The sequence below is a fragment of the Exiguobacterium sp. s123 genome, assembly GCF_018617075.1.
Taxonomy (GTDB): domain Bacteria; phylum Bacillota; class Bacilli; order Exiguobacteriales; family Exiguobacteriaceae; genus Exiguobacterium; species Exiguobacterium profundum.
Genome location: NZ_JACSJL010000004.1, coordinates 247334 through 270230, shown reverse-complemented (window position 1 = coordinate 270230; position 22897 = coordinate 247334). Strand labels below are relative to the sequence as shown.

Below are 22897 nucleotides of genomic sequence, written 5' to 3'. Positions count from 1 at the left end.
AAAATTTTTTCAGTTAGATAATATAAAAAAAAAATTTAAATACATAATTGAAAGGATTTACCACATCATGAAACGAAAGATGCTTTCTCTCTTCTGTGCCGTTCTTCTCACAGTCGGAATCTTCACTCCGACAGGTACCCCGGCTGAAGCTGCTACCACGTATTATGTCAAAGTCACGACTAACAGTTTAAACGTCCGTTCGGGTCCGGGCACGACGTATGCAATCGTCGGCAGTGCGAAGTTGGGACAATCCTTCAAATATCTCGGCGTGAGCGGGGGATGGACAAAAATCAATTTCAACGGGACATCCCGCTACGTATCCAGTACATATGTGAAGAAGTACAGTGTCTCCACGCTTTCAACCACATCGGCTGCGAAAATGATCATCCCGACAAAAGGGACGTTGACACAAAAGTATGGTCCGGCGAGCGGGCAGTACGGTTATACGTTCCATAACGGTATCGACTTGGCTGCTCCAAGAGGAACACCGGTCGTGTCAGCCGCTTATGGAAAAGTCATCGTTTCTCGGAACTATGGGGCTTACGGTAACCACATCATGATGAGCCACCAGTTGAACGGACAAACATACATCACAGTATATGCACACCTCGATCGTCTCAATGTCGTCACAGGACAGACGCTAGCAAAAGGAGCAACGATTGGAACGGTGGGGAATACCGGTAACTCGTTCGGGAATCATCTCCACTTCGAAGTGCATCGGAACAGCTATGTGTATAGCAGTTCATCTCCTGCTAACAGTATCAATCCGTATACAATGTTTTGACATAAAAGCACGCGCTCTCAAACAATGGGAGCGCGTGCTTTTTGATTAATGCCATGTTGTTTGTTTGTTTCGTTCGATTTGGTTGGCGGCGATGAAGCTGACACCAAGGACGATACCGAACACCAATCCGAATAGATTATTGAAAAGTAACATAAGGATGATCCCGAAGACGAGACCGATACTCATGAGGCCAATCCGATCAAACATATTGAATCCCCTTTTCTGTAGTTGTGCACCTCAATGATTACCCGATTTTCAAAGAAAGAACACCGACGAAATGGACTGATTGATTCATTATACGTGTTTAGACGAACCAGGTTTCGTTTTGTAGAAACTATAGAGGACGCTAATCAGGATGACGAGAACGATGGTTCCAAGAGACATCCAAATCGGCATTTTGTACACATCACCGAAAATCATCTTCGCCCCGATGAAGACGAGCATGAAGCTGAGACCGTGTTTCAAATAGTAGAAGCGGTCGATCAAGTTGGCGAGGACGAAGTAGAGGCTACGAAGTCCGAGAATCGCCATGATGTTCGCATAGAAGATGATATACGGGTCACGTGAATACGCGAAACTTGCAGCGACCGAATCGACAGCGAAGACGATATCCGACAATTCGATAAAGATGAGCGCGATGAAGAGTGGCGTGAAGAACAACTTCCCATTGATGCGCTTCGTGAACTTCCCGGATGAGATATCCTGTGTGATGGGCAGGCGTCGCTCGAGCCAACGAATCGTCTTGTTTTCTTCAAGTGACTCGTCTTTCCCGATATTCTTATACATCATCCACCCTGTATAAACGAGAAACGCTCCGAACACGTAGTAGACCCAACCGAAGTTTTCTAAAAGGGATACGCCAGCGACGATGAAGACAGCGCGGAAGAAAATCGCTCCTAGAATCCCCCAGAACAGTACCTTGTGTTGATACTTGAGTGGGATGGCGAAATAGGCAAAAACAAGTGAAAAGACGAAGACATTATCAATCGCGAGTGCCTTTTCGATAAAGTAGACGCTCGCATATTCCGTTGCGGCTGTACTTCCTTGCGTGAAGAACAACCATCCTCCGAATGCGATGGCAATCCCAATCCAGACAAACGTCCATGTCCATGCTTCGCGGAGCGAGACTTCGTGCGCTTTACGGTGGAACACCCCGAGGTCAAGTGCGAGCATGAAGATGACGATGAGTAAGAACCCGATAAGTAGGGTCAACAACAATTCCTCCTTTTAAGGTCATATGAACTTCTATATATTTAATTTAAGTTCATAAGAACTCAAAGTCAAGCGTAAAAATAAACAACCACTCGAAAAAGAGTGGTTGTTTATTCCTCAATCTATACTTTGTTCAATGTTTTGTACAACATCTGCAAGCATAATTTGCTCTAGGACTCGTTCCATGGCGGATTGAGCTGTTATAAAAATGGGCTCAATCGTTGCTTGGATGTTTCTTCCGACCGGGCAAGCCGGATTTGGTTGATCATGAATTCCGAACAGTTCATTTGGTTCGACGACAGCAACGGCTTGATAAATTTCAAGAAGTGAAATGGTGTTTAGTGGTTTAGTAAGAATTGCACCAGCAACACCTGGTTTAACTTGAATCAATTCTGCTTTTTTTAACATGGCCATGATTTTTCGAATAAGAGCAGGGTTTGTATTTACGCTCCGCGCTAAAAAATCTGATGAAATCACTTCTGGTGGTGAAAGCGCAACAAGAGTCAGCATGTGGATGGCAACCGAAAAACGACTACTGATTGTCATAAATATCTCCCTTTCGGTTTTTATAGATGTAAACAACTTTGTTACATGCTTAGTATAACAGGGAAAGAATAATTGACAAATCAGTTACCTGTAATTATCATAATTACAGGTAAGTGATTCGATTACAGGTTAGGGGAGGAAAAAGAATGAAATATTTAGTCACAGGAGCAACGGGGAAACTCGGCTCGAAAATTGTAGAGGAACTACTTAAGTCGATTGATGCGAGTGAGCTCGCTGTAAGTGTACGGAATCCGGAGAAGGCGGCGTCTCTTAAAGAGCGTGGCGTTGATGTGCGACATGGTGATTTTGATCAGCCAGACACACTCGATGAAACGTTCAAAGGTGTTGAGCGTCTTTTGATCATCTCGGCAGATGGCGATAACGATACGCGGATTCGTCAACATACGAACGCGGTTGAGGCGGCGAAACGGGCAGGTGTTTCATTCATTGCCTACACGAGTCTAGCCGATGCGACAGACAGTGAGAACTTGATGGCACCTCCACATGTCGTCACAGAGGAAGCGATTGTCGAGTCCGGTATTCCACATGCGTTCTTACGGAACAACTGGTACTTAGAAAACGAGTTATCAAGCATTCAAGCGGTAATTGACGGGGCGCCATGGATCACGGCGGCTCGGGACGGTAAAGTCGGTTGGGCTCTACAACAAGATTATGCGGAAGCCGCAGCGAATGTTCTGTTGAAAGAACAACAGGATCATGTGATCTACGAACTATCAGGACCACTTCATACCCAGCAAGATCTTGTAGACGCACTCAGTGAAGTGTTAGGTCGTGAAGTGATGATGCAGGAGTTGAGTCTCGAGGCATACGAAGAGACGATGCGCGGGGCTGGGTTGCCAGAGGAAGTCGTTGCGATTCTTGTGGGGATTCAGCGAAGCATTCGTCAAGGAACGCTCGAAATTCATGAGAGTGACTTCGAATCGGTTCTCGGACGCCCGGTCACACCTCTTCAAGAAGGAATTCGTCAATTGCTCGGCCGATAAGGAAAATGCCCTCGACCAAGTGGTCGAGGGCATTTGTGTTAGGCGCGAGTGGCGTGATCCTCGAGTTGAGAAGTCACGTTTTCAAGCGAATTCGCGGTTAGCGCGAGTCGGTCCGACATCGAGCTGAGTTCTTTTTGAATAGCGACTTGCTCTTCCGTTGCTGCGGCAACATGGTGAATCTGTTGTTGAAGTTCATTCGCCGCATATTTCGTCGATTCAAGTCGTGTTTCGAGTGTTTCCATCTGTGTCGTGACCCGCTGGCGCGTCTCTTGAATTGAAGCGATTTGTTCGTCGATTTCTGATACATCTTCTGTAAGACGGCCAAAGACAGCCGTCACATCGTTCGTGACCGTTTGACAGTTTTCGGTCGCTTGTTTGAAAAGATGCGCTGATTTGGATACGACGGTCGTATCTTCCATCAATCCACCGAGGACTCGGGTCATCTCGGATGCATATTCACGCGATTGGACAGCGAGTTTCCCGACTTCGGAGGCGACAACAGCGAATCCTCGTCCAGCCTCACCGGCACGAGCCGCTTCAATAGATGCATTCAAGGCGAGCATGTTCGTCTGTTCACTGATTGAACCGACTTGTTGCAAGATTTCTTGGATTTCGGTTGAACGATTCGACATTGTCGCGACAATCCGGTCGAGCTGCTCCGACTCGGTGATGATTTCTTGTACTTTTGCTTCCATCAGTCGCATGTCTTTGTTCCCGGCAAGGGCATCTTTGGCGATACGCGAGGACGCTGCGGCCGTCTGGGCCATTCGTTCTTGAATGAGCGCTGTCAAAGAACGGATTGAGTGAATTTCATCTGCCCCTTGCACCATGGATTCCTGTTGGGATGAAGCATGCGCGACAATTGGATCGACCGTGACAGCGATTTGCTCACCAGATTCAAGAGACTGGTTAGCAGCAGATTCAAGCTCTTCGGCGTGACTGTTTAACGATTGAACGAGGGCGCTGACATCATGAATCGCTTGTTGTAACAACTGTCGTGTTTCTTGCTCCTGTGCCTCGGCATGTTGCGTCTCTTTGTTACGGAGGTGGATTTGCGCGACAAGCACGACGCTGAGAAGAATCAAGTATACGGCATGGACGAGTAGTAAACTGAACGGATAGTCGCTCGTCCCACAAATCATCTCAGGGATTAAAAAGTATCCGACTAGATGTTGCACAGCAAAGATCCCCGCACTATACAAAATCAAATCGGTTCGACGCATGAACGACAAAATCGCCAAGACGACAAAAATGGAGAAGTGATACTCAACGAGTCCTTGCCCTCCTGCGACGGTCGAGATGCTAGCGAAGGTGAGCGTCAGCATCATCCAATAAGGAAATGCTACGGATTCTCGCTTCGAGGCGACGACCATCATCCCAAAGAAGAGGATTGGAAGGGCGAACAAGACCCACGTCACACCGGAATACACGTAACCGTCCGCACCGTTTCGTAGGATCGTATACGCATAGGCAAAGTCCGTGAAACGATGTAGCAAATGGACAACAACCGACGTCATCACAATCAATAACGTCGTCAACAACATCAACTGATTTCTTTTGATCAAACTCATCATTCTTTCCTCACATTCTCGTGTTCATTTGTTGTAGCTCTATACATATCGGATGAAGTTGACGGAAGTTAATATAGATTGCACATTTGGAACAAAAAAAGGAGCACAGGGCTCCGATTGAGGTAATCAATGTGATGTGCCGTACCACTTGTTATAGAAATGATACGGTTTTTTTGCTTGATCCGTCGTCAAAAAGAGAAACTTCTCACGTGTCAAATGTCTCAGCATATAAGAGAGTGATTCTGGAGAAGTGGCGTGATCATGCATCAAGACGATAGATGCTTGATAGTAAGCGCGATGAGCACGTACTTGTTTGATCGTTTGATAGCGCATCGTTTTTTGATCCTTTTTATATTTCCAATCGAGCGTATCAACGTTCCAGTCCCACATGTCAAAACCGGCCTTTTCCATCGCTTGACGATGTGCTTTGGTCATATGAGGCACACTTCCATAAGGGACGCGAATGGTCGTTGACTTTACGCCGGTGATATCAAAAATCAATTGTTGAACTTGTTTCATCTCATTTACTGCGGTTTGAGGGGAACGATAAAATGTTTTCTTATCGTGAGTCATACTATGTAATCCGATTGTATGACCCTCGTCCACGATTCGTTGGAGAATGGCTTCATTTCCTTTGATTTTCTTGCCCAAAATAAAAAAAGTTGCCTTCACATCATATCGTTTTAAGACATCGAGCAACTTCGGTGTGTATTGATTTGGTCCATCGTCGAAGGTTAGATAGACCATTTCTCCTTTATTATATCGAGAATGAAATTCTTTTGCTGAAATTGAAACAGACGAACTACATAACATGAAAATAACTAGAAGACAGGCGATAACTTTTTTAAACACGTGGTGATTCCCCTTTAAATAGTATATGTGGATATTATTCCCACATATAATTTACAATAAAAGGGATTGTGTGTTCAAATGCCTTTTAGTGAGATAGGAGAATCGATTTTTCAATTTAGGCCTAACCACTTTTTCACCGGTTCCCGGAAGATATACGTCACGACAATCAAGCCGACGAAGACGAGCGCGGCGATGAAGATCGTAGTGACACTGCCTGAGGCGAGGCTCGCCCCGAGGAAGCTGTAGGCGAACGTACCTGGAATCATGCCGAGCACGGTCGCCGGTACGAAGGCACGGAAGCGAACACGTGAGATTCCGCCGGCATAACTGAGTAAGTCGAAACTGACGAGCGGGATGAGCCGGAGGACAAATACATATAAAAAGCCACGACGCTCCATTTGTGTGAACAGTTTCTCTGACCATGGATAGCGGTCGACGTTGATGACTGAGCGTCCGAAAAAACGCCCCATCACATAACCGGTCGTCGCAGCAGCAGTTGCACCAATAATGATATAGAGGACACCTGGCCATACGCCGAACGCGAGTCCGGCTCCGAGCGAGAGGACGGATGTCGGTAAAAATGCGACCGGACCGATGGCATAAAGAAAAATAAAGAAGAGTGGACCCCAAAATCCGAATGACAAGACGATGTCCCGGATGTCAGACGGACGCAACTCATAGTGGAAATGGGTGATATAGAACAAAGATCCAAACACGAGAAGAAAGAGTGTGAGTTTAAGTGGTCGTGACAAGTTGTCCGCTCCTTTCGTAACCGAATGTATCTGATGTTAGTATACTGCATCTCCATACAACATAAATGCGAGCCGGCTTACAAAAGGTGTAACGAGCTGGAGCAAAGAGGCAGCTATTCGAATTGAAACTTAGGTCAAGGCTTTCTAAACATTGCTTCATTTTTCACAAATTCGACACGATAAATAGAATGGGAGGGAAAATGATGAAAAATTTAACTAAAATCAGGCGAGAATTCTCCCTCCTCTAAGCGTCTCGGGGCGAAGCCCGGCGTAGGTGGGAGATGAATCGCCCGGTCCAACAGTTTTCTCTCCCTATGACAGATGTGACGAACAAAAGTTCGTTATTCCGTCAGATTCTCCCTCCCCCTCCGTGGGTATCGGATGAGGAGGACATATCACGATCTGCTGGAAGGAGGAGGGACGGACATGCTGAAAGGCTACAAATATAGGCTCCACCCGACGCCTGCACAGGCCGAGTTCCTCATCAAGACGATCGGCTGCGCCCGGTTCATCTACAACAAGCTGCTCGAGGACCGCATCGCCATCCGCGATGAGGCGAAAGCGGGGATCGTGACGAGACGAAATCCGGCGACACCCGCATCCTACAAGCCCCTGTTCCCGTTCCTCGCCGAGGCGGACAGCCTCGCGCTCGCGAACGCGAAGTTGAACCTCGACACCGCGTTCGCGAAGTTCTTCGCCGGAACGGCCGGCTTCCCGACCTTCAAATCGAGACGGCGGTCGCGCGCCTCCTACACGACGAACAACCAGCACGGTACGATCCGCATCGAGAACGGCAAGGTGAGACTTCCTAAAATCGGCTTCGTGAAGTTCGAACAACATCGCTCGTTTGAGGGCGTCATCCGGTCGGCGACGGTGTCGATGACCAAGACAGGCAAGTTCTTCGTTTCCATCCTTGTCAATCAGGATGACGAGCAATGGATTCCGGCTAAGAACAAGATCGGCATCGATCTCGGGTTAGAACACTTCGCCATCATGACAAATGATGACATGGTTTCTGAGAAGATCGACAACCCTCGCTTTCTTCGCAAGTCCGAAGAGAAGGTCAAGAAGGCGCAACGCGCTCTGTCTCGTAAGAAGATCGGGAGCAAGAATCGTGAAAAAGCCAAATTACTTTTGGCCAAGAAACACGAGAAAATCGCAAACCAACGCAAAGACTTCCTTCACAAATTGTCAAAACGAACCGTTGACGAGAACCAAGTCATCGTCGTGGAGACATTGAAATCGAAGAACATGATGAAGAACCACAAGGTCGCCAAATCGATTGCCGACGTCAGTTGGTACGAGTTCGTCCGCCAGCTTGAATACAAATCAAACTTCTACGGACGGACGCTCATCAAGGCCGACCAATGGTACGCATCGACGCAAATCTGTTCTTTTGCGGCGAAAAAGGCGAGAAGAAAAAATTAGATGTCCGTGAATGGACGTGTGCCTGTGGCGCGCATCATGACCGTGACATCAACGCGAGCCTCAACCTATTGATGTTGGCTGACTGACAACCATTCAGGGCAGGGACTGCCCGGTGAGCTTGGTAAACAATCGTGGCTAGTAAAAGTGCGGTCTTCCCAAGAAGCTCCCACTTCAATTTGCGAAGCAAATAAGTGGCGAGTAGTTCACTGATTCGATTTCGACAGAAGATCCTGAATTAATGAGTCGAATCGAAAAGCTGAATGAAGAGACGAACGCATATTTGGAAAGCATAGACGTCGTATTGCAACCTGCATTACGAAATGAAAATGAATCTGCTTACCGACAATATGGAATAGAATTACGACCAATTCGACTTGCGCTTGTTGAGACAGCGAAAGAAGTTATGGATCAGTTGAATGTGGATGCGGGAACGGCCAGTGATACGATGCGGTCTGATCGAGAGCGTGCTGTGTTTATCTTTTGGGGTCTTGTCATTCTGGGAGCTGCGCTTTCAATTGGATTAGGCGTCTACATCACGCGCCTTGTGGTTGGTCCGGTGAAAGAATTGAACGTATTGATGAGTCGTGCCGGTGAAGGGGATTTGACAGTCAATAGCACATACACATCACGCGATGAAATCGGGGCGCTCGCACAGTCATTCAATCAGATGAAAGAAAGTTTACGAGAGTTGATTGGTGGAGTGACTTCGACTGCTGGGCGTGTGGCGACTTCATCGGACGATTTGAAAAATAACGTAGAAGAAACGACAAAAGCGACAGAGATGGTAGCTGTGACGATGGAAGAAATCGCTTCGGGTTCACTCCATCAGTTGAAACGGGTCAAGTCTTCAAATGGTACCCTTTCAGAATTGACGAATGGCATTCACCAAGTCTCTGATCGTGCTCAACAGATGACTGTATTATCGGAAGGGGCATTGGACAAAGTACAATCAGGGAATGAGCTAATCGAAACGCTTGAACATCAGCTTGAAGCGATGAATGAAAAAGTGAAGACGTTGCAACAAGTCATTGAGCAGCTTAATACTCGTTCTCAAGAGATTGGTACAATCAGTGGGACCATTTCAGGAATTGCAGAGCAAACGAACTTACTTGCATTAAATGCAGCAATCGAGGCAGCGCGCGCAGGAGATCAGGGACGTGGGTTTGCAGTCGTTGCTGCAGAAGTACGAAAACTTGCGGAAGAATCAGCCGATGCGACCAAACAAATTTCCTCTCTAATTCATCACACACAGACAGAAACAAAGCATGCCGTAGAGACGATGCATGTCGTAGAAGGTGATATGGGACAGAGCGTGACGAACGTGCGGCAGACAGGTGTTGCGTTTGATGAAATTAAAGTGGCCATTGAAGAAGTCGGGCAACAAATAGAAGAAGTGTCCAGTGCTGTACAAGAAATGGCGGCGGGAGCGACAGAAGTGTTGAACTCTGTGAATGAGATTCAAGGAATTACTGAATCGACTGCCACAGAAACAGAGAACACATCAGCAGCTACTGAAGAACAGATGGCATCAATGGAAGAAATTACGGCAGCCGCTCAAGAATTATCGAATATGGCGGATGAGATGCGAGAGATGACGAATCGATTTACTGTGTAAATGAAAAGAGTCCGAAAATTAGTCGGACTCTTTTTTATTATTTCGTTGTCCTTCGTAGTGCTGAATCCATTCCTCGACAGTCATCTTCTCGACGAGTTCTCCGACCAAGTCAAACGGGATTCGCTGCACGTTATTGAAACGGATACAGCTTTTCCCCATATCAAGTTTCGTCGGGACACGACTCGCATACTCCCGTTCGAACCAAGCGAGTAATTCAGGGTCGGCGTAAATGCCCATGTGATACAGTCCGACATGGCGCTTTTGCGCGATTACACTGATAAACGGTAGTGGCGTCCCCGGTGTGACATGATACCCGGACGGATATCGATCGAGTGGAACGACGTAATGGACACCATGTCCGTCCGTCGTTTTTTCAAATCCGCCAGGTAAATGATCATCGATGACCTCGAGCAGATGAATAAATGAATCGAGCCGTGCCTCGTCGACGAGTGCTGTCACATCCATCATGATTCGCCTCCTCGTAAGATCTTCTCCATTTTCTTTCCTTTTGCCAATTCATCGATGAGTTTGTCCAAATAACGGATCTCACGCATGAGCGGTTCTTCGACGTTCTCGACACGAACCCCACAGACGACGCCTTTGATGAGGGCGCGGTCTTCGTTGAGACGAGGTGCTGAAGCGAAAAATGTATCAAAATCGACTTGATTGGCTATCTGACGTTCGAGTCCGGTCTCATCGTAACCGGTCAACCATTCGATGATGGTGTCGACTTCTTCCTTCGTCCGTCCTTTGCGTTCGGCTTTGGCGACGTAGAGTGGATAAACGCTCGCGAAACTCGTCGTATAGATTCGGTGACCCATCTTTCATTCATCTCCTTCTTAGCGAAAATTCTTACTTCCATTCTCTCACAAATTACGATACGCTTATATAAAGTGTTTTGTTGCGTTTGCAACAAAAAAGTAGAGGTGTCTAATGATGCATGACCATTTACGAGAGATCGGGATGATTGCGCGTGCCCTCGATTCAATCAGCAACATTGAATTTAAGGCACTCGGTTTAGAAAAAGGGAAGTACTTGTACGTCGTTAGGATTTTTGAACACCCAGGTATCATTCAAGAGCGGCTGGCAGAGTTGATTAAGGTAGACAGGACGACCGCCGCACGTGCCATCAAGAAACTGGAGCAAGAGGGATGGATTGAGAGACGGTCAGATTTAGAGAACCAGAAAATCAAACGGTTATACGTGACGCAGAAGGGCGAGACATTGTACCCGCTCATCATTCGGGAACATGAATATTCTACATCGGTCGCGTTATCAGGACTCGACGAGCAAGAAAGTGAGGAGTTGTTACGCCTTTTGAAAAAAGTACGACGTAATGTTGAAACAGATTGGATCGAAGTGAAGAAAGGCAAGTATCGAGAATACTGAGAGGAGCGAGAACATGATTGAAATCTCAAAAGTGACAGACGTAGAAGTCTTACGTCACATTAGCATCCAGACGTTTACGGAGACGTTCGCACGTCACAACACAGAAGAACATTTGAACGCTTACTTAGAAAAAGCGTATGCGCCTGAGCAGTTGCAGCATGAGTTGGCACATCCCGATTCTTATTTTTATTTTGCACATGTAAAAGGTGAGTTGGCAGGCTATTTGAAAGTGAACGTACGCGATGCTCAATCTGAACCGATGGGCGAAGATGCGATTGAAATTGAACGAATCTACGTATTAGAAGCGTTTCAAGGTCAAGGGGTGGGGAAAGCGTTATTTACTCAAGCAACCGAATTGACGAAGGAACTACACAAACGAAAGATGTGGCTCGGCGTATGGGAACGTAATGAGAGAGCGATTCGATTCTATCGACGAAACGGGTTCGAACAGACGGGGGTGCACACCTTTTTCATGGGGGAAGATGCACAAAACGACCTCATTTTCATGAAGTCGTTCACGGACTAAAGCCATTCTGACAAGTTGTTTAAGTTCGGATAGATGGCATCTGGTTCTATATCAAATGCTTCAAATGGTAAGTCATTCCGATTGATCCAGGCCGCATGAAAGCCAAAGTTTTTCGCCCCGGCGATGTCCCAACCGTTCGACGATAAAAAGAGCACCTCGTCACGACGAAGACCAGACGTCTTGAACCAGTGCATATAGGCGGCAGGCGTCGGTTTCGGTTGTTTGATGCCGTCGACGCTGACAACCTCATCAAAATAATCGGTGAGACCGGCGTTGTGAAGCAATGCCTTAAGCATCTCGTCCGTCCCGTTTGAGAGAATGACGGTCTTCATGTCATGCATCTCTTTTAGGACCGATTCGATCTCCTTATACGGGGTGAGGTGCGCATACGATGCAGTCAGACGTTGTTCGATTTCCTTTGTGAATGGTGCGTCATGCACGGCTAATGCGTAACGGAGTGCGTCCTGGGTCACTGTATCGAAATCTTCATAGCGTCCCATCATGTGCCGCCAAAAGAAATACTCAAGTTGTTTCGTCCGCCACACTTGACTGATGGCTGCGCCCTTTTCAGGGAACTCTTGTTCACAGGCATCCTTCACCGAATGGACGTCGAATAAGGTGCCGTATACGTCAAAGACGATGGCTTTAATCGTTGGTTTCATAAATAACATCCCTCCTTCTGTGTCGTTATACCCGTCTTGTTCAGAATATAATAGGAGAAAGGGGGTTCGACATGTATATTCCAACTCAATATTCCGTCACAGAGCGAGCTGAGATTTACGCGTTTCTCCATGCCCATCCGTTCGGTGCGATCGTGACACATGATGGGGACAAACCGATTGCGACACATGTCCCGTTACGATTCGATGAGGCGAATGGTCAACTGACGACGCATATTGCGAAAGCGAATCCGCAGTGGCGAACGATTGAAAATCAAACCGTTCTCGTCATCTTTCAAGGACCAAACGCTTACGTGTCGGCGTCCTGGTACGGCCATGAGGACGTTTCGACATGGAACTATCAAGCCGTACACGTGTACGGACGTGCGACGATTCTCAATGAGAAAGAATTAGTGGAGGAACTTTCAGGATTGCTCCAAGAGCATGAAGGGGAACGCGAGCATGCGGTGCGTTGGGATGCATTATCCGAACCGGTGAAGCGACAAATGAACGGCGTCGTCGGGTTTCGGATCGACATCACCGATATGCAGGCGACGTTCAAGTTAAGCCAAAACCGAAACGACGTGGACCATGAACGGATCGTATCGGAGCTTGAAAAACAAGATGAACCGATCGCGGACGTCATGCGACAACATCGAAAGTCCTAATAAACCTGTCCTAAAACGACAGGTTTTTTCATTTTTCTATATCGAATAGCAGTTGACACGAAGGAATAGCAAGTCTATACTCATAACTGATAATGATTATCAGTATCGAGAAAATAGAGAAGTTGAAAAAGGAGAAGAAACACGTGAACAAGACAATGAAGAAGTGGTTACATATGTTTATTTTTGCTTCAGCGTTTGCACTCATCTTAGCCGGCTGTGGTTCGGAAGAAGCTGAGAACGCTTCCACGAACGAAGGGACGGAAGAATCAGCAGAAGGTTACCCCATCACGATCGAGCATGCGTTCGGTGAGACTGTCATCGAAGAAAAACCAGAGCGTGTCGCAACGATTTCGTGGGGAAACCATGACGTCGCACTTGCACTCGATGTCGTACCGGTCGGATTCTCAGCTGCGAACTACGGTGTACAAGATGATAGCGGGATGCTTCCATGGACAGCAGAGAAGTTGACAGCGCTTGGCGAAGAGAACCCGAACATCTATCAAGATACGGACGGATTAGACTTTGAAGCAATCGCAGATTCAAATCCCGATGTCATCTTGGCCGCCTACTCAGGCATCACGCAAGAAGACTATGACACGCTTAGCCAAATCGCACCGGTCGTGACATATCAAGAAACACCTTGGGTCACCTCATGGCAAGACATGGTTCGTTATGACTCACTCGCAATGGGACTTGGTGAAGAAGGCGAACAGTTAATCAAAGACACGGAGCAGTTGATTACTGACAAAGCGACAGCCGTTCCTGAGATTGCTGGAAAGAAAGCCGCTTTCGTCTCGATGAGCGCAGAAGATCTTTCAAAATTCTATATCTATACAACAGGTGATCCTCGTGGTGCCTTCATCGAAGAACTCGGCATGGAGTACCCACAAAACATTGTCGACGAAGCTGAAAAAGCAAATAGCTTCTATCTCGAGCTCAGCAAAGAGAACGCCGACATTTTGAACGACGTCGACATCTTCGTCACATACGGAAATGAAGACACGTTGAAGGCGCTTCAAGCAGACCCGCTCTACAGTAAAGTACCAGCCATCGAACGCGGATCGGTCGTATTGATTGAAGACAACACGCCACTCGCAGCGGCTGGAACACCGACGCCACTCTCGATTGAATATACGATTGATGAGTACGTTTCACGCGTATCGGATGCCCTTGCGAAAGTAAAATGATGCAAAATCAGGTGAAACAGATGCATACCCCGAAGTACTTCCCGCTCCTGTTAGTTGGGACGCTCGTACTGACGGTGCTATGCATCGTGGCATCCCTTGCCTTCGGCTCTCGAACAGTCGGGTGGAATGAACTGCTGGACGGTTTATTCCGTCCGGCTGTTCAGTCGTATGAGGCAGACATTGTCCGGGAGCGGGTCGTCCGGACAATTTTCAGTTTTATGTGTGGCGCAGCACTCGGTGTGGCAGGTGCACTCATGCAGTCGGTGACGCGTAACCCAATCGCTGACCCGAGTATTCTTGGGGTCAACACGGGAGCAGCGCTCGCCGTCGTCATCGGCATCGCATTCTTCAACATCGCGACGGCGAGTGCGTTCATCTGGTTTGCGCTCGTCGGGGCGCTATTGACGGCCATTTTCGTTTTCGGCATCGGTTCACTCGGAAGGGGAGGGGCGACCCCGCTCAAACTCGTCTTGGCGGGAGCGGCGACAAGTGCAGCATTATCGTCGCTCGTCATGGCTCTTATGATTCCACGCTCAAACGTCATGGACCAGTTCCGCTTTTGGCAAGTAGGGAGTGTCGGTGCGGGAAATCTGGATTCGATTTATACATTTTTACCGTTTCTTCTAATCGGTCTCGTGATTGCGGTAGTGACCGCACCTTCCTTGAACGCACTTGCGCTCGGGGAGGAGATGGCGAAGAGTCTTGGTGTTCGGACGGGGACATTGAAGTTGACCGCCTCGTTCGCAGGCGTGATTCTGTGTGGGGCTGCGACTGCACTCGCTGGACCGATTGGGTTTATCGGACTTCTCGCCCCACATTTGATTCGACTCGTGCTCGGTCCTGACCAACGCTACCTCATGCCGATGTCTGCCTTAGCAGGTGCCATCATCTTGACCTTCTCGGATGTCATCGGACGTTTGCTCGGAAGTCCAGGTGAACTTGAGGTCGGGATTGTGACGGCGTTCATCGGGGCACCGATCTTGATTCTATTGACAATGAAAGTGAAAGTAAGAGGACTATGATGCAACCAGCGATTGAACAAATCAGACAAGGTCGCATGAAGCGACGCCGTCGTTATGTCGGGATGACGATTCTTTTGACCATCGTAGCGGTAGCATTGAGCGGGTTGATGCTCATGTTGGGCAATACGATTTATCCGGTTCAGGATGTCATCCGCGTCTTGCTCGGGGAAGACGTAAAAGGGGCGACGTTCGCCATTGAAGTATTGCGTCTACCACGTATGCTCGCTGGTGTCTTTGCCGGTGCAGCATTTGGTGCTGCGGGAACGATTTTCCAAACGATGCTTCGAAATCCGCTTGCCAATCCAAATGTCATCGGGATCACAACGGGGTCCAGTGCGGCGGCTGTCTTCTGTATCGTCGTCCTACAATCGAGTGAAGCGATAATCTCGATCGCTTCGATTATCGGAGGGCTCGTCACCGTGCTGGTCATCTATTTCCTATCCAAAGGGGCGGCTTTCTCCATCGGTCGTTTGGTGTTAGTTGGAATTGGGATTCAAGCGATGTTAACAGCCGTCATCAATTATCTATTGCTCATCAGCCGACAAAACGATGTCGCGATGGCGATGCGGTGGTTGACAGGAAGTTTAAATGGGGCGAAACTTGAAGAGTTGCCACCTTTAATCATCACGGTACTTATCTGTTTACCGATTGTACTGTTACTCACTCGTCAGCTTGAAATGCTCGAGCTCGGAGAAATGGCGGCGACAGGGCTTGGAATCAACACGAACCAGACCAGACTTCTGCTCATTGTGGCGTCAGTATTCATGCTCGCCCTTGCAACAGCGACAACGGGACCGATTGCGTTTATTGCCTTCTTGGCAGGGCCGATTGCCAAACGGCTCGTCGGAACGAGCCACGCGGGAATCTTGCCGGCAGCGCTTGTCGGAATCATTTTAGTACTAGCGGCCGACCTTGTCGGACAATTCGCCTTCACGGCACGCTATCCGGTCGGTGTCATCACCGGCATCATCGGCGCGCCTTATCTCTTATACTTGTTGATTCGGATGAACCAGAAAGGGGACTTCTAAATGGCATCCATTATGAAAGTGGAACATCTCACCTCGGGATACGAGGACAAGATGATTTTGAACGATATCAGCCTTGAAATTCCGAGCAATCAAATCAGCATCATCATCGGTGCGAACGGTTGCGGGAAGTCGACGCTCCTGAAGACGATGGCACGCCTCATCAAACCGAGTGCCGGTCAAGTGACGCTTTACGATAAGCCGATTTCGAAAATGGCACCGAAAAAGCTAGCGCGTGTCCTCGGGATGTTGCCACAGTCCCCGGTCGTACCGGAAGGGATTACGGTCGCCGATCTTGTCGGTCGTGGTCGTTACCCTCATCAATCCTTTTTAAAGGGCTGGACGAAAGCCGATTACGAAGCTGTCGCCGAGGCGATGGAGATGATGAACATCACGGAGTTCGCGGATCGTCCCATCGACGAGTTGTCAGGCGGGCAGCGCCAACGCGTCTGGATTGCGATGGCACTGGCTCAACAGACGGACGTGCTCTTTTTAGATGAACCGACGACGTATCTTGATATCACGTATCAGGTCGAGATTCTCGACTTGTTGACGGACTTGAACCGGAAGTATGGGACGACGATTGTCATGGTGTTGCACGATATTAACTTGTCGGCGCGTTATGCGGACTACATCTTCGCGCTCGACAAAGGAAAGTTGATCGCCGAAGGAAAGCCGTCGAACGTCATCACGTGTGATTTGATCCATCATGTGTTCAACCTTCGCTGTTCAGTCATGTGTGACCCGGTATCCGGTTCACCTTCCGTTATTCCGATTGGGCGTCATCATGTGCAGACGGAAACGGAAGAGGCGGCTGTCGCGCAGCTTGAATTGGTGTGACCACGTATAGAGAGTCAAGAAGGGGCGAGCGCTCCTTCTTTTTTTGTTTATCCATGAAAGCGTTTGTAAAAAGTCATTGACTTCTCTTTGAGGCGGGTGTATGCTATAAATCCTGCCCAAAATGAGAGGCATGGGGACTGGCATCAGTTCATTCGATATTCGAGAGGAATGACTTAAGATGAACCAACAACAATTAGTCGAGCGCGCACGCCAATTGAAGGACAATGCGTATTCACCATATTCGAAGTTCCGCGTCGGGGCGGCACTTCTCATGAAGGATGGTACGGTCATCGACGGCGTCAACGTCGAGAACGTCTCGTTCGGAGCAACGAACTGTGCAGAGCGCACAGCCATTTTCACAGCGGTCGCAAAAGGATACAAAAAAGGTGACTTCGAAGCGGTTGCCGTGTCTGGGGACACGGAAGACTTCTTGCCACCATGTAGTATCTGCCGTCAGGTCATGGTCGAGTTTGGCGATCCTGACTTCAAAGTACTTCTCACAAACGGCAACGCCGATGTGAAAGAAGTGACGCTTGGGGAGCTCGTCCCACTTGCGTTCACCGATTTGGATATGTGATGTTGGGCCCCTCAGATTTCTGAGGGGTTTTCTTATCCAAAAAAGCGAAAAAATAATCGCGGAATGGCTTGAACAATGTAAAGAAGCAGTTCTGAAAAATCGAGGGCTGCAATTCCATACGACCATCCCTCTTCCTCACGAGAGGTGGCTACTTTTCCACGCACAGGTCGCAATCGACCTTTCCATCGAATCGGGAGGGCGGTCGCGCTGTCCACATCTGGGTGATTCATGACACGCATATGCAAGCGTGGCTCAGGTGTAATTCCGGAACGCCCACAGCGCCCAATCAACTGTTTGGTTTTGACCGTATCTCCCACATTCACGGCAATGGAACCATTCTCTAGATGGGCGAGAAGGCAATATTCATCGTTCGCATGTTGAATGATGACGTGATTACCGAATGGATGATCAGCATCTAGTTCGTCTGACAACCCATCCACGACTTGATGAATTGTCCCGTGTAATGGAGCAATCACTCGTTCTCCAAACGCATACGAGCCATCCATCCCGATTTTTCTACGATTGTAAGGTTGTTGCTCTTGTGTTTTCAAAAAGTCATAGCCATCACGCTTTTTTCGAGTTGGATCATGATGATACATTCCGAGGGTTGTCCCTTCTGAGACGACGAACCACTGCTCTTTGAATGGAAGGTGGTATTTGTTTTTCGTGAAAGGATTGGTCTCTTTTGAAGAGGATGTGACCGTCATCTGAATGGATTCAACCTGATTCACGCGATTGAATTGAACGGACAATAACTTTTCTTTTCGGAAATCCGACCACAATGCATACCGATTCCCGTTCAACATCATCTCATTGAGCAGACGATAGCGCCGAATTCCATGATGAAACGAAGACGCTTCGTGATGAAACATGGCCATGGAACAATGAGATTTGCAAGAATCGGTCATTTGATGATAAATGTCATCGAACTGACCGTCTTTGAATAAGTGAATGAACTTTTTGTTCTGGTGATGCATGTGCATACCGCCTTTGTTGATGATTGATTGGTCTTTTATACGGATGTAGAAACATAGATGTTTCGTCATTCATAAAAAATCATAATATAATGGACATAAATGAGGAGTGATGTGAATGTCTACGGTTCCATACCGGAAAGCGAAAAAAAGTTGAACCACTTGCTTCATCAAGTATGTGAAAATGACGAGACGATTTTCATCTCGAAAGAAGGCAGGAAGAATGCTGTTATCATTTCTGAACGAGAATATAATAGCTTGTTAGAAACCATTTACCTGACGAGCAGTCCAAAAAATGCTGAGCGTCTATTTGAATCCCTAAGGCAGCTTGAATAGCATTAGTCTAATGTTGAAACATATGAGTTTGCATTAACAAACACCCAGTGAATCGTTGAATTCACTGGGTGTTTGTTGTTTCATGTCTTCGACCGGCACGGATGATAAAGCGATACTCTTCACTCTTGAAATACGTTTCGGTGAACTCAAAGCGATTGCCATCCATGAGAAACGAATAGAGTTCGACTTTGAGTATCGGTGTTCGATCGCTCACCTCGAGCATTTCAGCAATTTCTTTCGTCGGCAAGACCGGGATAAATTCCTGAACACTGTCTGCAATCTTCAGGTTTTTGACATTTTCAATGTAATCATACTTCGACCGTGTCATTACCTCATACGTTAAATCGGGAAATAATTGGAGTGGAAGATACGTATCTTCGACGATGAGCGGTTCTCCGTTCGCAAAGCGTAACCGGCGAATATAGTAGACAAGAGCGTCTTCATCAAGCTCGAGTATTTCCTTTATTTTTTCAGTCGGAGGTTGAACGGTGAAAGTAAGTACTTTACTCGTGACGTCCTTTCCTTCCCGTTTCATGTCTTCAGTGAAACTTTTTAATTCGTACATATTATGTTCAATCTTTTCGGATTGTACATATGTGCCGCTCCCTTGTCGTTTCCAAAGCAATCCTTCTTCTTGAAGTAGTTTGACGGCTTGTCGAACGGTGACTCGACTCGCTTTAAATTTCTCGACGAGTTGTGCTTCTGTCGGAATTGCTTCACCGGGCGCCCAATCGCCGGTCTCGATAAACGTGCGCATCTCCTGAGCAATCCGCTGGTATAGCGGAGATTTAGCTTTCATGTAGATAACCTCCTGATTGTATGCGTTCCTTACTCATAGTATACAAAAATAAAACGTTTTAAAAAAGGTGTTGACGGTTCAGATAATATGTATTAGATTTGTATTGTAATCAATTAGATATGTATTGAAAGGGGAACGCACACATGAAAACACCACATCGTCTCGTAGTCGTCGGTGGAGGTAGTACGTACACAATCGGCATGATCATGAGTTTGATTAAGGAAAAAGAACACTTCCCACTTCGTTCTATCACGTTTTACGATACAGATGAATTACGTCAAGAACGTGTCGCGAAAGCGAGTGAAATCATCTTGCGTGAGCATTATCCAGAACTCGAGTCGTTCGAATATACGACGGACAAAGAATATGCTTTTAAAGATAAAGATTTCTTCTTCGTCCAAATTCGGACAGGTGGTTTGGAAATGCGCGAAAAAGATGAGCAGATTCCGCTTCGACATGGCGTGGTGGGACAAGAGACGTGTGGACCGGGCGGAATGTCATACGGGATGCGCTCAATCGGAGATATGATTGAACTCGTCTCTGACATTCGCACCGGCTCACCGAATGGCTGGATCTTAAACTATACAAACCCTGCTGCGATTGTCGCCGAGGCGCTCAAACGTGCTTACCCGGACGATCAAAAAATATTAAATATTTGCGATATGCCGGCAGCAATCATGGTGAGCTATGCGAAGATTCTCGGTAAAGAGATTTGGGATCTCGTTCCGGAATATTTCGGACTCAACCACTTTGGTTGGTTCACAGGTATCTTCGATAAAGAAGGAAATGAATTGACTGAAGATATCAAACGCGCCATTTTAGAAGACGGTTTCATCCCGGAAGATTCGGAGATTGCGAATGATCCATCTTGGATCAAGACGTTCAAACAAGTAGAGAAGATGCTGACGGATTTCCCGGAGTACTTACCGAACACGTACCTTCAATATTATTTATATCCATCTGACATGGCAGAAAAAGAAGATGTCACGAACACACGGGCACGGCAAGTAATCAACGGACGTCAAGAACGTGTCTTCTCGATGTGCGATCAGATTATTCAAGATGACTCGCTCGAAAATGTTCACCTTGAGGTCGATATCCACGGCTGCTATATGATTCGGGTCGCTGCTTCGCTAGCCTATAATAACGGTGATATTTTCATCGTCATGGTGAAAAATGAAGGGATTATTTCGAACCTGCCGGACGATGCGATGGTTGAAGTGCCTGCGATGCTTACCAATCGTGGACCGAAACCATTCGCAGTCGGAAAGATTCCTCGTTTTTACAAAGGAATGATTGAAGGACAGCTTGCTTACGAGCAACTTGTCGTCGACGCATACTTCGAAAACAGTTATGAGAAGGCACTTCAGGCGTTGACACTAAATCGTACAGTCATCGATGCACCAATAGCTCGTCGAATCTTAGATGATTTGATTGAGGAAAACAGAACGTACTGGCCGGAATTAAAATCGGGCGAGACAGTAGCAATACGGTAACTAGAGAGGGGAGGCAATCCCCTTTCTCATTGTTCAGATTGATAACGCTTACAAGATGAGGAGTGAATCGAATGAGTCAATAGTTTGGAGTTTTTCAAAAGTTTGGAAAGGCGCTCATGGTACCGGTCGCTTTATTACCGGCTGCCGGAATTTTGCTAGGACTAGGTGCGGCACTCACGGGACCATTAGCCGAAAGCTGGACGTTTTTACAGAATGGAACAGTATAAGCGATCAGTGCTGGAATGTTACAAATTGGTCTTAGTATTTTTGCGAACTTACCAATCATTTTTGCAATCGGGGTCGCAGTTGGTTTGTCAGGAGGATCAGGGATTGCCGCACTCGCAGCACTCGTCGGATATGTCATTATGAATACGACAATTTCAATCTCCCTCGGCATCACGGCAGAAATGGCTGCCGAGAGTGGAGAATATGGCATGTTACTCGGTATTCCTTCCCTTGAAACCGGTATACTCGGAGGGATTGCGGTCGGGTTGCTCGCAGTATGGGTGTATAAAAAAGTTCCATACGTTCAATCCACCAGAAGTGTTGGGATTCTTTGCAGGTGATCGTTCTGTCGGAATTGTAATGGTCTTCTTCTCGATTTTACTTGGATTTGTCATGATGCTCATCTGGCCGCCAATCCAATCGACACTCACTTCAATGGCAAACGTCATCGCGAGTGATGCGACCAATCCTGCATATGTTGGGTTATATGGAATGTTGGAACGATTATTGATTCCGACAGGATTACACCACATTTGGTATGCCCCGTTCCTCTGGACATCTCTCGGTGGAACGGCAACGGTCGGTGATGCGGTCGTGAACGGTGATCAGTATATTTTCCTCGCTCAAATCGCGGAAGGTGTCGAAGTGACGGCGGGACGTTTCATGTCTGGTAAGTTCCCAATCATTATGTTCGGTTTACTCGGGGCGGCGCTTGCGATGTATCGTCAGGCTGACCCAGACAAACGTCCTGTCGTTCGAGGCTTATTGATTGCAGCAGCCGGTACAGCTTTTCTAACAGGAATCACAGAACCGATTGAATTCACTTTCTTATTCGTGGCACCTATCCTTTATGTCATCCATAGTGTGTTGACGGGGATTTCCTTTGCGCTCATGTATGCGCTCGACACACATATCGGTTGGGCTGGAGGATCAGGGTTGATTGACTATATTTTAGTGAACGTCTTACCAGGAACACCACGCTGGTGGATGAATGTCGTCGTCGGCATTGGTTTCTTCATCGTTTACTATAGTATCTTTACTTTCGCTATCAAGAAGTGGAATTTGGCAACACCAGGGCGTGGCGGACAAGAAGCGAAACTGTTTACGCGTAAAGACTACAATGATAAAAAGTCAGGTCAATCAGTGATTCAAACGACAGCACTTGCGATTGAAGAGGCACTTGGGGGACGAGAGAACATCCGTGATATCGATGCATGCTTCACACGACTTCGTGTTGAAGTAAGTGATGTTTCTCAAATCAATGAGGATGAACTAAAAGCACTCGGAGCAGCTGGAGTCGTCAAAGTGAAAAATAACATTCAAGCGATTTTTGGAGGTCGCTCTGATTTATACAAAAACGAATTGCTACGTATTCATAAGGAAATGGATGAAGCAAATTGAAATCGGGCT

Annotated in this window: 26 protein-coding genes and 1 pseudogene; 16 read left to right on the top strand and 11 right to left on the bottom strand. The window is 47.3% G+C overall.

Annotation, left to right across the window (positions count from 1 at the left end; translation table 11 throughout):
* Positions 1–67: 67 nt before the first annotated feature.
* Positions 68–784: a peptidoglycan DD-metalloendopeptidase family protein gene (locus KNO72_RS09380; RefSeq protein ID WP_214686217.1), complete on the top strand. Its 717-nt coding sequence runs from the start codon at positions 68–70 to the stop codon at positions 782–784.
* A 45-nt stretch (positions 785–829) separates the two neighbouring features.
* On the opposite strand, the gene KNO72_RS09375 is transcribed toward KNO72_RS09380, so the two are convergent.
* The 3 genes from KNO72_RS09375 to KNO72_RS09365 form a co-directional block, all read right to left on the bottom strand.
* Entirely contained in the window at positions 830–991 is a 162-nt protein-coding gene (locus tag KNO72_RS09375; protein WP_159562944.1) for a hypothetical protein, read from the bottom strand.
* A gap of 87 nt (positions 992–1078) precedes the next feature.
* Positions 1079–1996 (bottom strand): TerC family protein, encoded by a 918-nt coding sequence (locus KNO72_RS09370; protein ID WP_159562943.1) that lies wholly within the window; start codon positions 1994–1996, stop codon positions 1079–1081.
* Between the two features lie 117 nt (positions 1997–2113).
* Entirely contained in the window at positions 2114–2542 is a 429-nt protein-coding gene (locus KNO72_RS09365) for an Rrf2 family transcriptional regulator (protein ID WP_078147626.1), read from the bottom strand.
* A gap of 146 nt (positions 2543–2688) precedes the next feature.
* On the opposite strand from KNO72_RS09365, the gene KNO72_RS09360 reads away from it, so the two are divergent.
* Positions 2689–3546: an SDR family oxidoreductase gene (locus KNO72_RS09360; RefSeq protein ID WP_214757944.1), complete on the top strand. Its 858-nt coding sequence runs from the start codon at positions 2689–2691 to the stop codon at positions 3544–3546.
* Between the two features lie 38 nt (positions 3547–3584).
* Here KNO72_RS09360 and KNO72_RS09355 read toward each other — a convergent pair whose 3' ends face one another.
* The 3 genes from KNO72_RS09355 to KNO72_RS09345 form a co-directional block, all read right to left on the bottom strand.
* Entirely contained in the window at positions 3585–5117 is a 1533-nt protein-coding gene (locus tag KNO72_RS09355; protein WP_214757942.1) for a methyl-accepting chemotaxis protein, read from the bottom strand.
* A 126-nt stretch (positions 5118–5243) separates the two neighbouring features.
* A complete protein-coding gene (locus KNO72_RS09350) occupies positions 5244–5864 on the bottom strand; it encodes a polysaccharide deacetylase family protein (RefSeq protein ID WP_240499857.1) in 621 nt (206 codons plus the stop codon).
* Between the two features lie 215 nt (positions 5865–6079).
* Entirely contained in the window at positions 6080–6721 is a 642-nt protein-coding gene (locus KNO72_RS09345) for a TVP38/TMEM64 family protein (RefSeq protein ID WP_078147622.1), read from the bottom strand.
* Between the two features lie 426 nt (positions 6722–7147).
* Between KNO72_RS09345 and tnpB the strand changes: the two are divergent.
* Both tnpB and KNO72_RS09335 read left to right on the top strand, forming a co-directional pair.
* Positions 7148–8235: pseudogene (gene tnpB, locus KNO72_RS09340) on the top strand (IS200/IS605 family element RNA-guided endonuclease TnpB).
* Positions 8236–8387: 152 nt separating this feature from the next.
* A complete protein-coding gene (locus KNO72_RS09335; protein WP_251028312.1) occupies positions 8388–9764 on the top strand; it encodes a methyl-accepting chemotaxis protein in 1377 nt (458 codons plus the stop codon).
* Between the two features lie 18 nt (positions 9765–9782).
* Here the strand turns inward: KNO72_RS09335 and KNO72_RS09330 are convergent, their stop codons facing one another.
* Together KNO72_RS09330 and KNO72_RS09325 are read right to left on the bottom strand one after the other, a co-directional pair.
* On the bottom strand, positions 9783–10232 hold the full coding sequence (locus tag KNO72_RS09330) for a DUF1801 domain-containing protein (RefSeq protein ID WP_214757940.1): 450 nt from the start codon (positions 10230–10232) through the stop codon (positions 9783–9785).
* Complete coding sequence (locus KNO72_RS09325; protein ID WP_012727286.1) at positions 10229–10585, bottom strand: DUF2200 domain-containing protein; 357 nt, start codon at positions 10583–10585, stop codon at positions 10229–10231. The genes KNO72_RS09330 and KNO72_RS09325 overlap by 4 nt, the downstream gene beginning before the upstream one ends.
* A 115-nt stretch (positions 10586–10700) precedes the next feature.
* On the opposite strand from KNO72_RS09325, the gene KNO72_RS09320 reads away from it, so the two are divergent.
* Both KNO72_RS09320 and KNO72_RS09315 read left to right on the top strand, forming a co-directional pair.
* A complete protein-coding gene (locus tag KNO72_RS09320) occupies positions 10701–11153 on the top strand; it encodes a MarR family winged helix-turn-helix transcriptional regulator (RefSeq protein WP_214757938.1) in 453 nt (150 codons plus the stop codon).
* A 13-nt stretch (positions 11154–11166) separates the two neighbouring features.
* A complete protein-coding gene (locus tag KNO72_RS09315) occupies positions 11167–11679 on the top strand; it encodes a GNAT family N-acetyltransferase (protein WP_214757936.1) in 513 nt (170 codons plus the stop codon).
* On the opposite strand, the gene KNO72_RS09310 is transcribed toward KNO72_RS09315, so the two are convergent.
* A complete protein-coding gene (locus KNO72_RS09310; RefSeq protein WP_214757934.1) occupies positions 11676–12341 on the bottom strand; it encodes a haloacid dehalogenase type II in 666 nt (221 codons plus the stop codon). The genes KNO72_RS09315 and KNO72_RS09310 overlap by 4 nt on opposite strands.
* Before the next feature lie 71 nt (positions 12342–12412).
* On the opposite strand from KNO72_RS09310, the gene KNO72_RS09305 reads away from it, so the two are divergent.
* The 6 genes from KNO72_RS09305 to KNO72_RS09280 all read left to right on the top strand — a co-directional run bounded on the left by KNO72_RS09305 (position 12413) and on the right by KNO72_RS09280 (position 17657).
* Positions 12413–13006: an FMN-binding negative transcriptional regulator gene (locus KNO72_RS09305; RefSeq protein WP_214757932.1), complete on the top strand. Its 594-nt coding sequence runs from the start codon at positions 12413–12415 to the stop codon at positions 13004–13006.
* A gap of 155 nt (positions 13007–13161) precedes the next feature.
* Positions 13162–14193: an iron-siderophore ABC transporter substrate-binding protein gene (locus KNO72_RS09300; RefSeq protein ID WP_214757979.1), complete on the top strand. Its 1032-nt coding sequence runs from the start codon at positions 13162–13164 to the stop codon at positions 14191–14193.
* A gap of 20 nt (positions 14194–14213) precedes the next feature.
* The gene (locus KNO72_RS09295) at positions 14214–15215 is read left to right on the top strand and encodes a FecCD family ABC transporter permease (RefSeq protein ID WP_168169872.1); all 1002 of its coding nucleotides are present in this window, start codon (positions 14214–14216) and stop codon (positions 15213–15215) included.
* Complete coding sequence (locus tag KNO72_RS09290; protein WP_370148992.1) at positions 15215–16243, top strand: FecCD family ABC transporter permease; 1029 nt, start codon at positions 15215–15217, stop codon at positions 16241–16243. Before KNO72_RS09295 ends, KNO72_RS09290 begins: the two co-directional genes overlap by 1 nt.
* A complete protein-coding gene (locus tag KNO72_RS09285) occupies positions 16244–17080 on the top strand; it encodes an ABC transporter ATP-binding protein (RefSeq protein WP_214757928.1) in 837 nt (278 codons plus the stop codon).
* A 178-nt stretch (positions 17081–17258) separates the two neighbouring features.
* Positions 17259–17657, top strand: coding sequence for a cytidine deaminase (locus KNO72_RS09280; RefSeq protein WP_012727277.1), 399 nt, complete (start codon positions 17259–17261; stop codon positions 17655–17657).
* Positions 17658–17689: 32 nt separating this feature from the next.
* On the opposite strand, the gene KNO72_RS09275 is transcribed toward KNO72_RS09280, so the two are convergent.
* Entirely contained in the window at positions 17690–18634 is a 945-nt protein-coding gene (locus tag KNO72_RS09275) for a M23 family metallopeptidase (protein WP_214757926.1), read from the bottom strand.
* A gap of 99 nt (positions 18635–18733) precedes the next feature.
* Between KNO72_RS09275 and KNO72_RS09270 the strand changes: the two genes are divergently transcribed.
* Complete coding sequence (locus KNO72_RS09270) at positions 18734–18967, top strand: type II toxin-antitoxin system Phd/YefM family antitoxin (RefSeq protein WP_214687501.1); 234 nt, start codon at positions 18734–18736, stop codon at positions 18965–18967.
* 61 nt (positions 18968–19028) lie between these two features.
* Here KNO72_RS09270 and KNO72_RS09265 read toward each other — a convergent pair whose 3' ends face one another.
* Positions 19029–19766: a GntR family transcriptional regulator gene (locus tag KNO72_RS09265; protein WP_214687499.1), complete on the bottom strand. Its 738-nt coding sequence runs from the start codon at positions 19764–19766 to the stop codon at positions 19029–19031.
* Between the two features lie 143 nt (positions 19767–19909).
* Here KNO72_RS09265 and KNO72_RS09260 point away from each other — a divergent pair, with 143 nt between their 5' ends.
* The 3 genes from KNO72_RS09260 to KNO72_RS09255 all read left to right on the top strand — a co-directional run bounded on the left by KNO72_RS09260 (position 19910) and on the right by KNO72_RS09255 (position 22888).
* The gene (locus KNO72_RS09260) at positions 19910–21262 is read left to right on the top strand and encodes a 6-phospho-alpha-glucosidase (protein WP_078147607.1); all 1353 of its coding nucleotides are present in this window, start codon (positions 19910–19912) and stop codon (positions 21260–21262) included.
* A 242-nt stretch (positions 21263–21504) separates the two neighbouring features.
* Positions 21505–21828 carry a PTS transporter subunit EIIC gene (locus tag KNO72_RS15625; protein WP_251028311.1) on the top strand — a complete coding sequence of 108 codons (324 nt, stop codon included), beginning with the start codon at positions 21505–21507 and terminating at the stop codon, positions 21826–21828.
* Positions 21809–22888, top strand: coding sequence for a PTS transporter subunit EIIC (locus KNO72_RS09255; protein WP_251025504.1), 1080 nt, complete (start codon positions 21809–21811; stop codon positions 22886–22888). Before KNO72_RS15625 ends, KNO72_RS09255 begins: the two co-directional genes overlap by 20 nt.
* Positions 22889–22897: the final 9 nt, after the last annotated feature.

Bases quoted from the DNA above. Each gene is read 5' to 3' on its own strand.
- KNO72_RS09380 (WP_214686217.1), top strand. From the start codon at position 68: ATGAAACGAAAGATGCTTTCTCTCTTCTGTGCCGTTCTTCTCACAGTC.
- KNO72_RS09375 (WP_159562944.1), bottom strand. From the start codon at position 991: ATGTTTGATCGGATTGGCCTCATGAGTATCGGTCTCGTCTTCGGGATC.
- KNO72_RS09365 (WP_078147626.1), bottom strand. From the start codon at position 2,542: ATGACAATCAGTAGTCGTTTTTCGGTTGCCATCCACATGCTGACTCTT.
- KNO72_RS09360 (WP_214757944.1), top strand. From the start codon at position 2,689: ATGAAATATTTAGTCACAGGAGCAACGGGGAAACTCGGCTCGAAAATT.
- KNO72_RS09355 (WP_214757942.1), bottom strand. From the start codon at position 5,117: ATGAGTTTGATCAAAAGAAATCAGTTGATGTTGTTGACGACGTTATTG.
- KNO72_RS09350 (WP_240499857.1), bottom strand. From the start codon at position 5,864: ATGGTCTATCTAACCTTCGACGATGGACCAAATCAATACACACCGAAG.
- KNO72_RS09335 (WP_251028312.1), top strand. From the start codon at position 8,388: ATGAGTCGAATCGAAAAGCTGAATGAAGAGACGAACGCATATTTGGAA.
- KNO72_RS09330 (WP_214757940.1), bottom strand. From the start codon at position 10,232: ATGATGGATGTGACAGCACTCGTCGACGAGGCACGGCTCGATTCATTT.
- KNO72_RS09325 (WP_012727286.1), bottom strand. From the start codon at position 10,585: ATGGGTCACCGAATCTATACGACGAGTTTCGCGAGCGTTTATCCACTC.
- KNO72_RS09320 (WP_214757938.1), top strand. From the start codon at position 10,701: ATGCATGACCATTTACGAGAGATCGGGATGATTGCGCGTGCCCTCGAT.
- KNO72_RS09315 (WP_214757936.1), top strand. From the start codon at position 11,167: ATGATTGAAATCTCAAAAGTGACAGACGTAGAAGTCTTACGTCACATT.
- KNO72_RS09310 (WP_214757934.1), bottom strand. From the start codon at position 12,341: ATGAAACCAACGATTAAAGCCATCGTCTTTGACGTATACGGCACCTTA.
- KNO72_RS09305 (WP_214757932.1), top strand. From the start codon at position 12,413: ATGTATATTCCAACTCAATATTCCGTCACAGAGCGAGCTGAGATTTAC.
- KNO72_RS09300 (WP_214757979.1), top strand. From the start codon at position 13,162: ATGAAGAAGTGGTTACATATGTTTATTTTTGCTTCAGCGTTTGCACTC.
- KNO72_RS09295 (WP_168169872.1), top strand. From the start codon at position 14,214: ATGCATACCCCGAAGTACTTCCCGCTCCTGTTAGTTGGGACGCTCGTA.
- KNO72_RS09290 (WP_370148992.1), top strand. From the start codon at position 15,215: ATGCAACCAGCGATTGAACAAATCAGACAAGGTCGCATGAAGCGACGC.
- KNO72_RS09285 (WP_214757928.1), top strand. From the start codon at position 16,244: ATGGCATCCATTATGAAAGTGGAACATCTCACCTCGGGATACGAGGAC.
- KNO72_RS09280 (WP_012727277.1), top strand. From the start codon at position 17,259: ATGAACCAACAACAATTAGTCGAGCGCGCACGCCAATTGAAGGACAAT.
- KNO72_RS09275 (WP_214757926.1), bottom strand. From the start codon at position 18,634: ATGCATCACCAGAACAAAAAGTTCATTCACTTATTCAAAGACGGTCAG.
- KNO72_RS09270 (WP_214687501.1), top strand. From the start codon at position 18,734: ATGAGGAGTGATGTGAATGTCTACGGTTCCATACCGGAAAGCGAAAAA.
- KNO72_RS09265 (WP_214687499.1), bottom strand. From the start codon at position 19,766: ATGAAAGCTAAATCTCCGCTATACCAGCGGATTGCTCAGGAGATGCGC.
- KNO72_RS09260 (WP_078147607.1), top strand. From the start codon at position 19,910: ATGAAAACACCACATCGTCTCGTAGTCGTCGGTGGAGGTAGTACGTAC.
- KNO72_RS15625 (WP_251028311.1), top strand. From the start codon at position 21,505: ATGTTACAAATTGGTCTTAGTATTTTTGCGAACTTACCAATCATTTTT.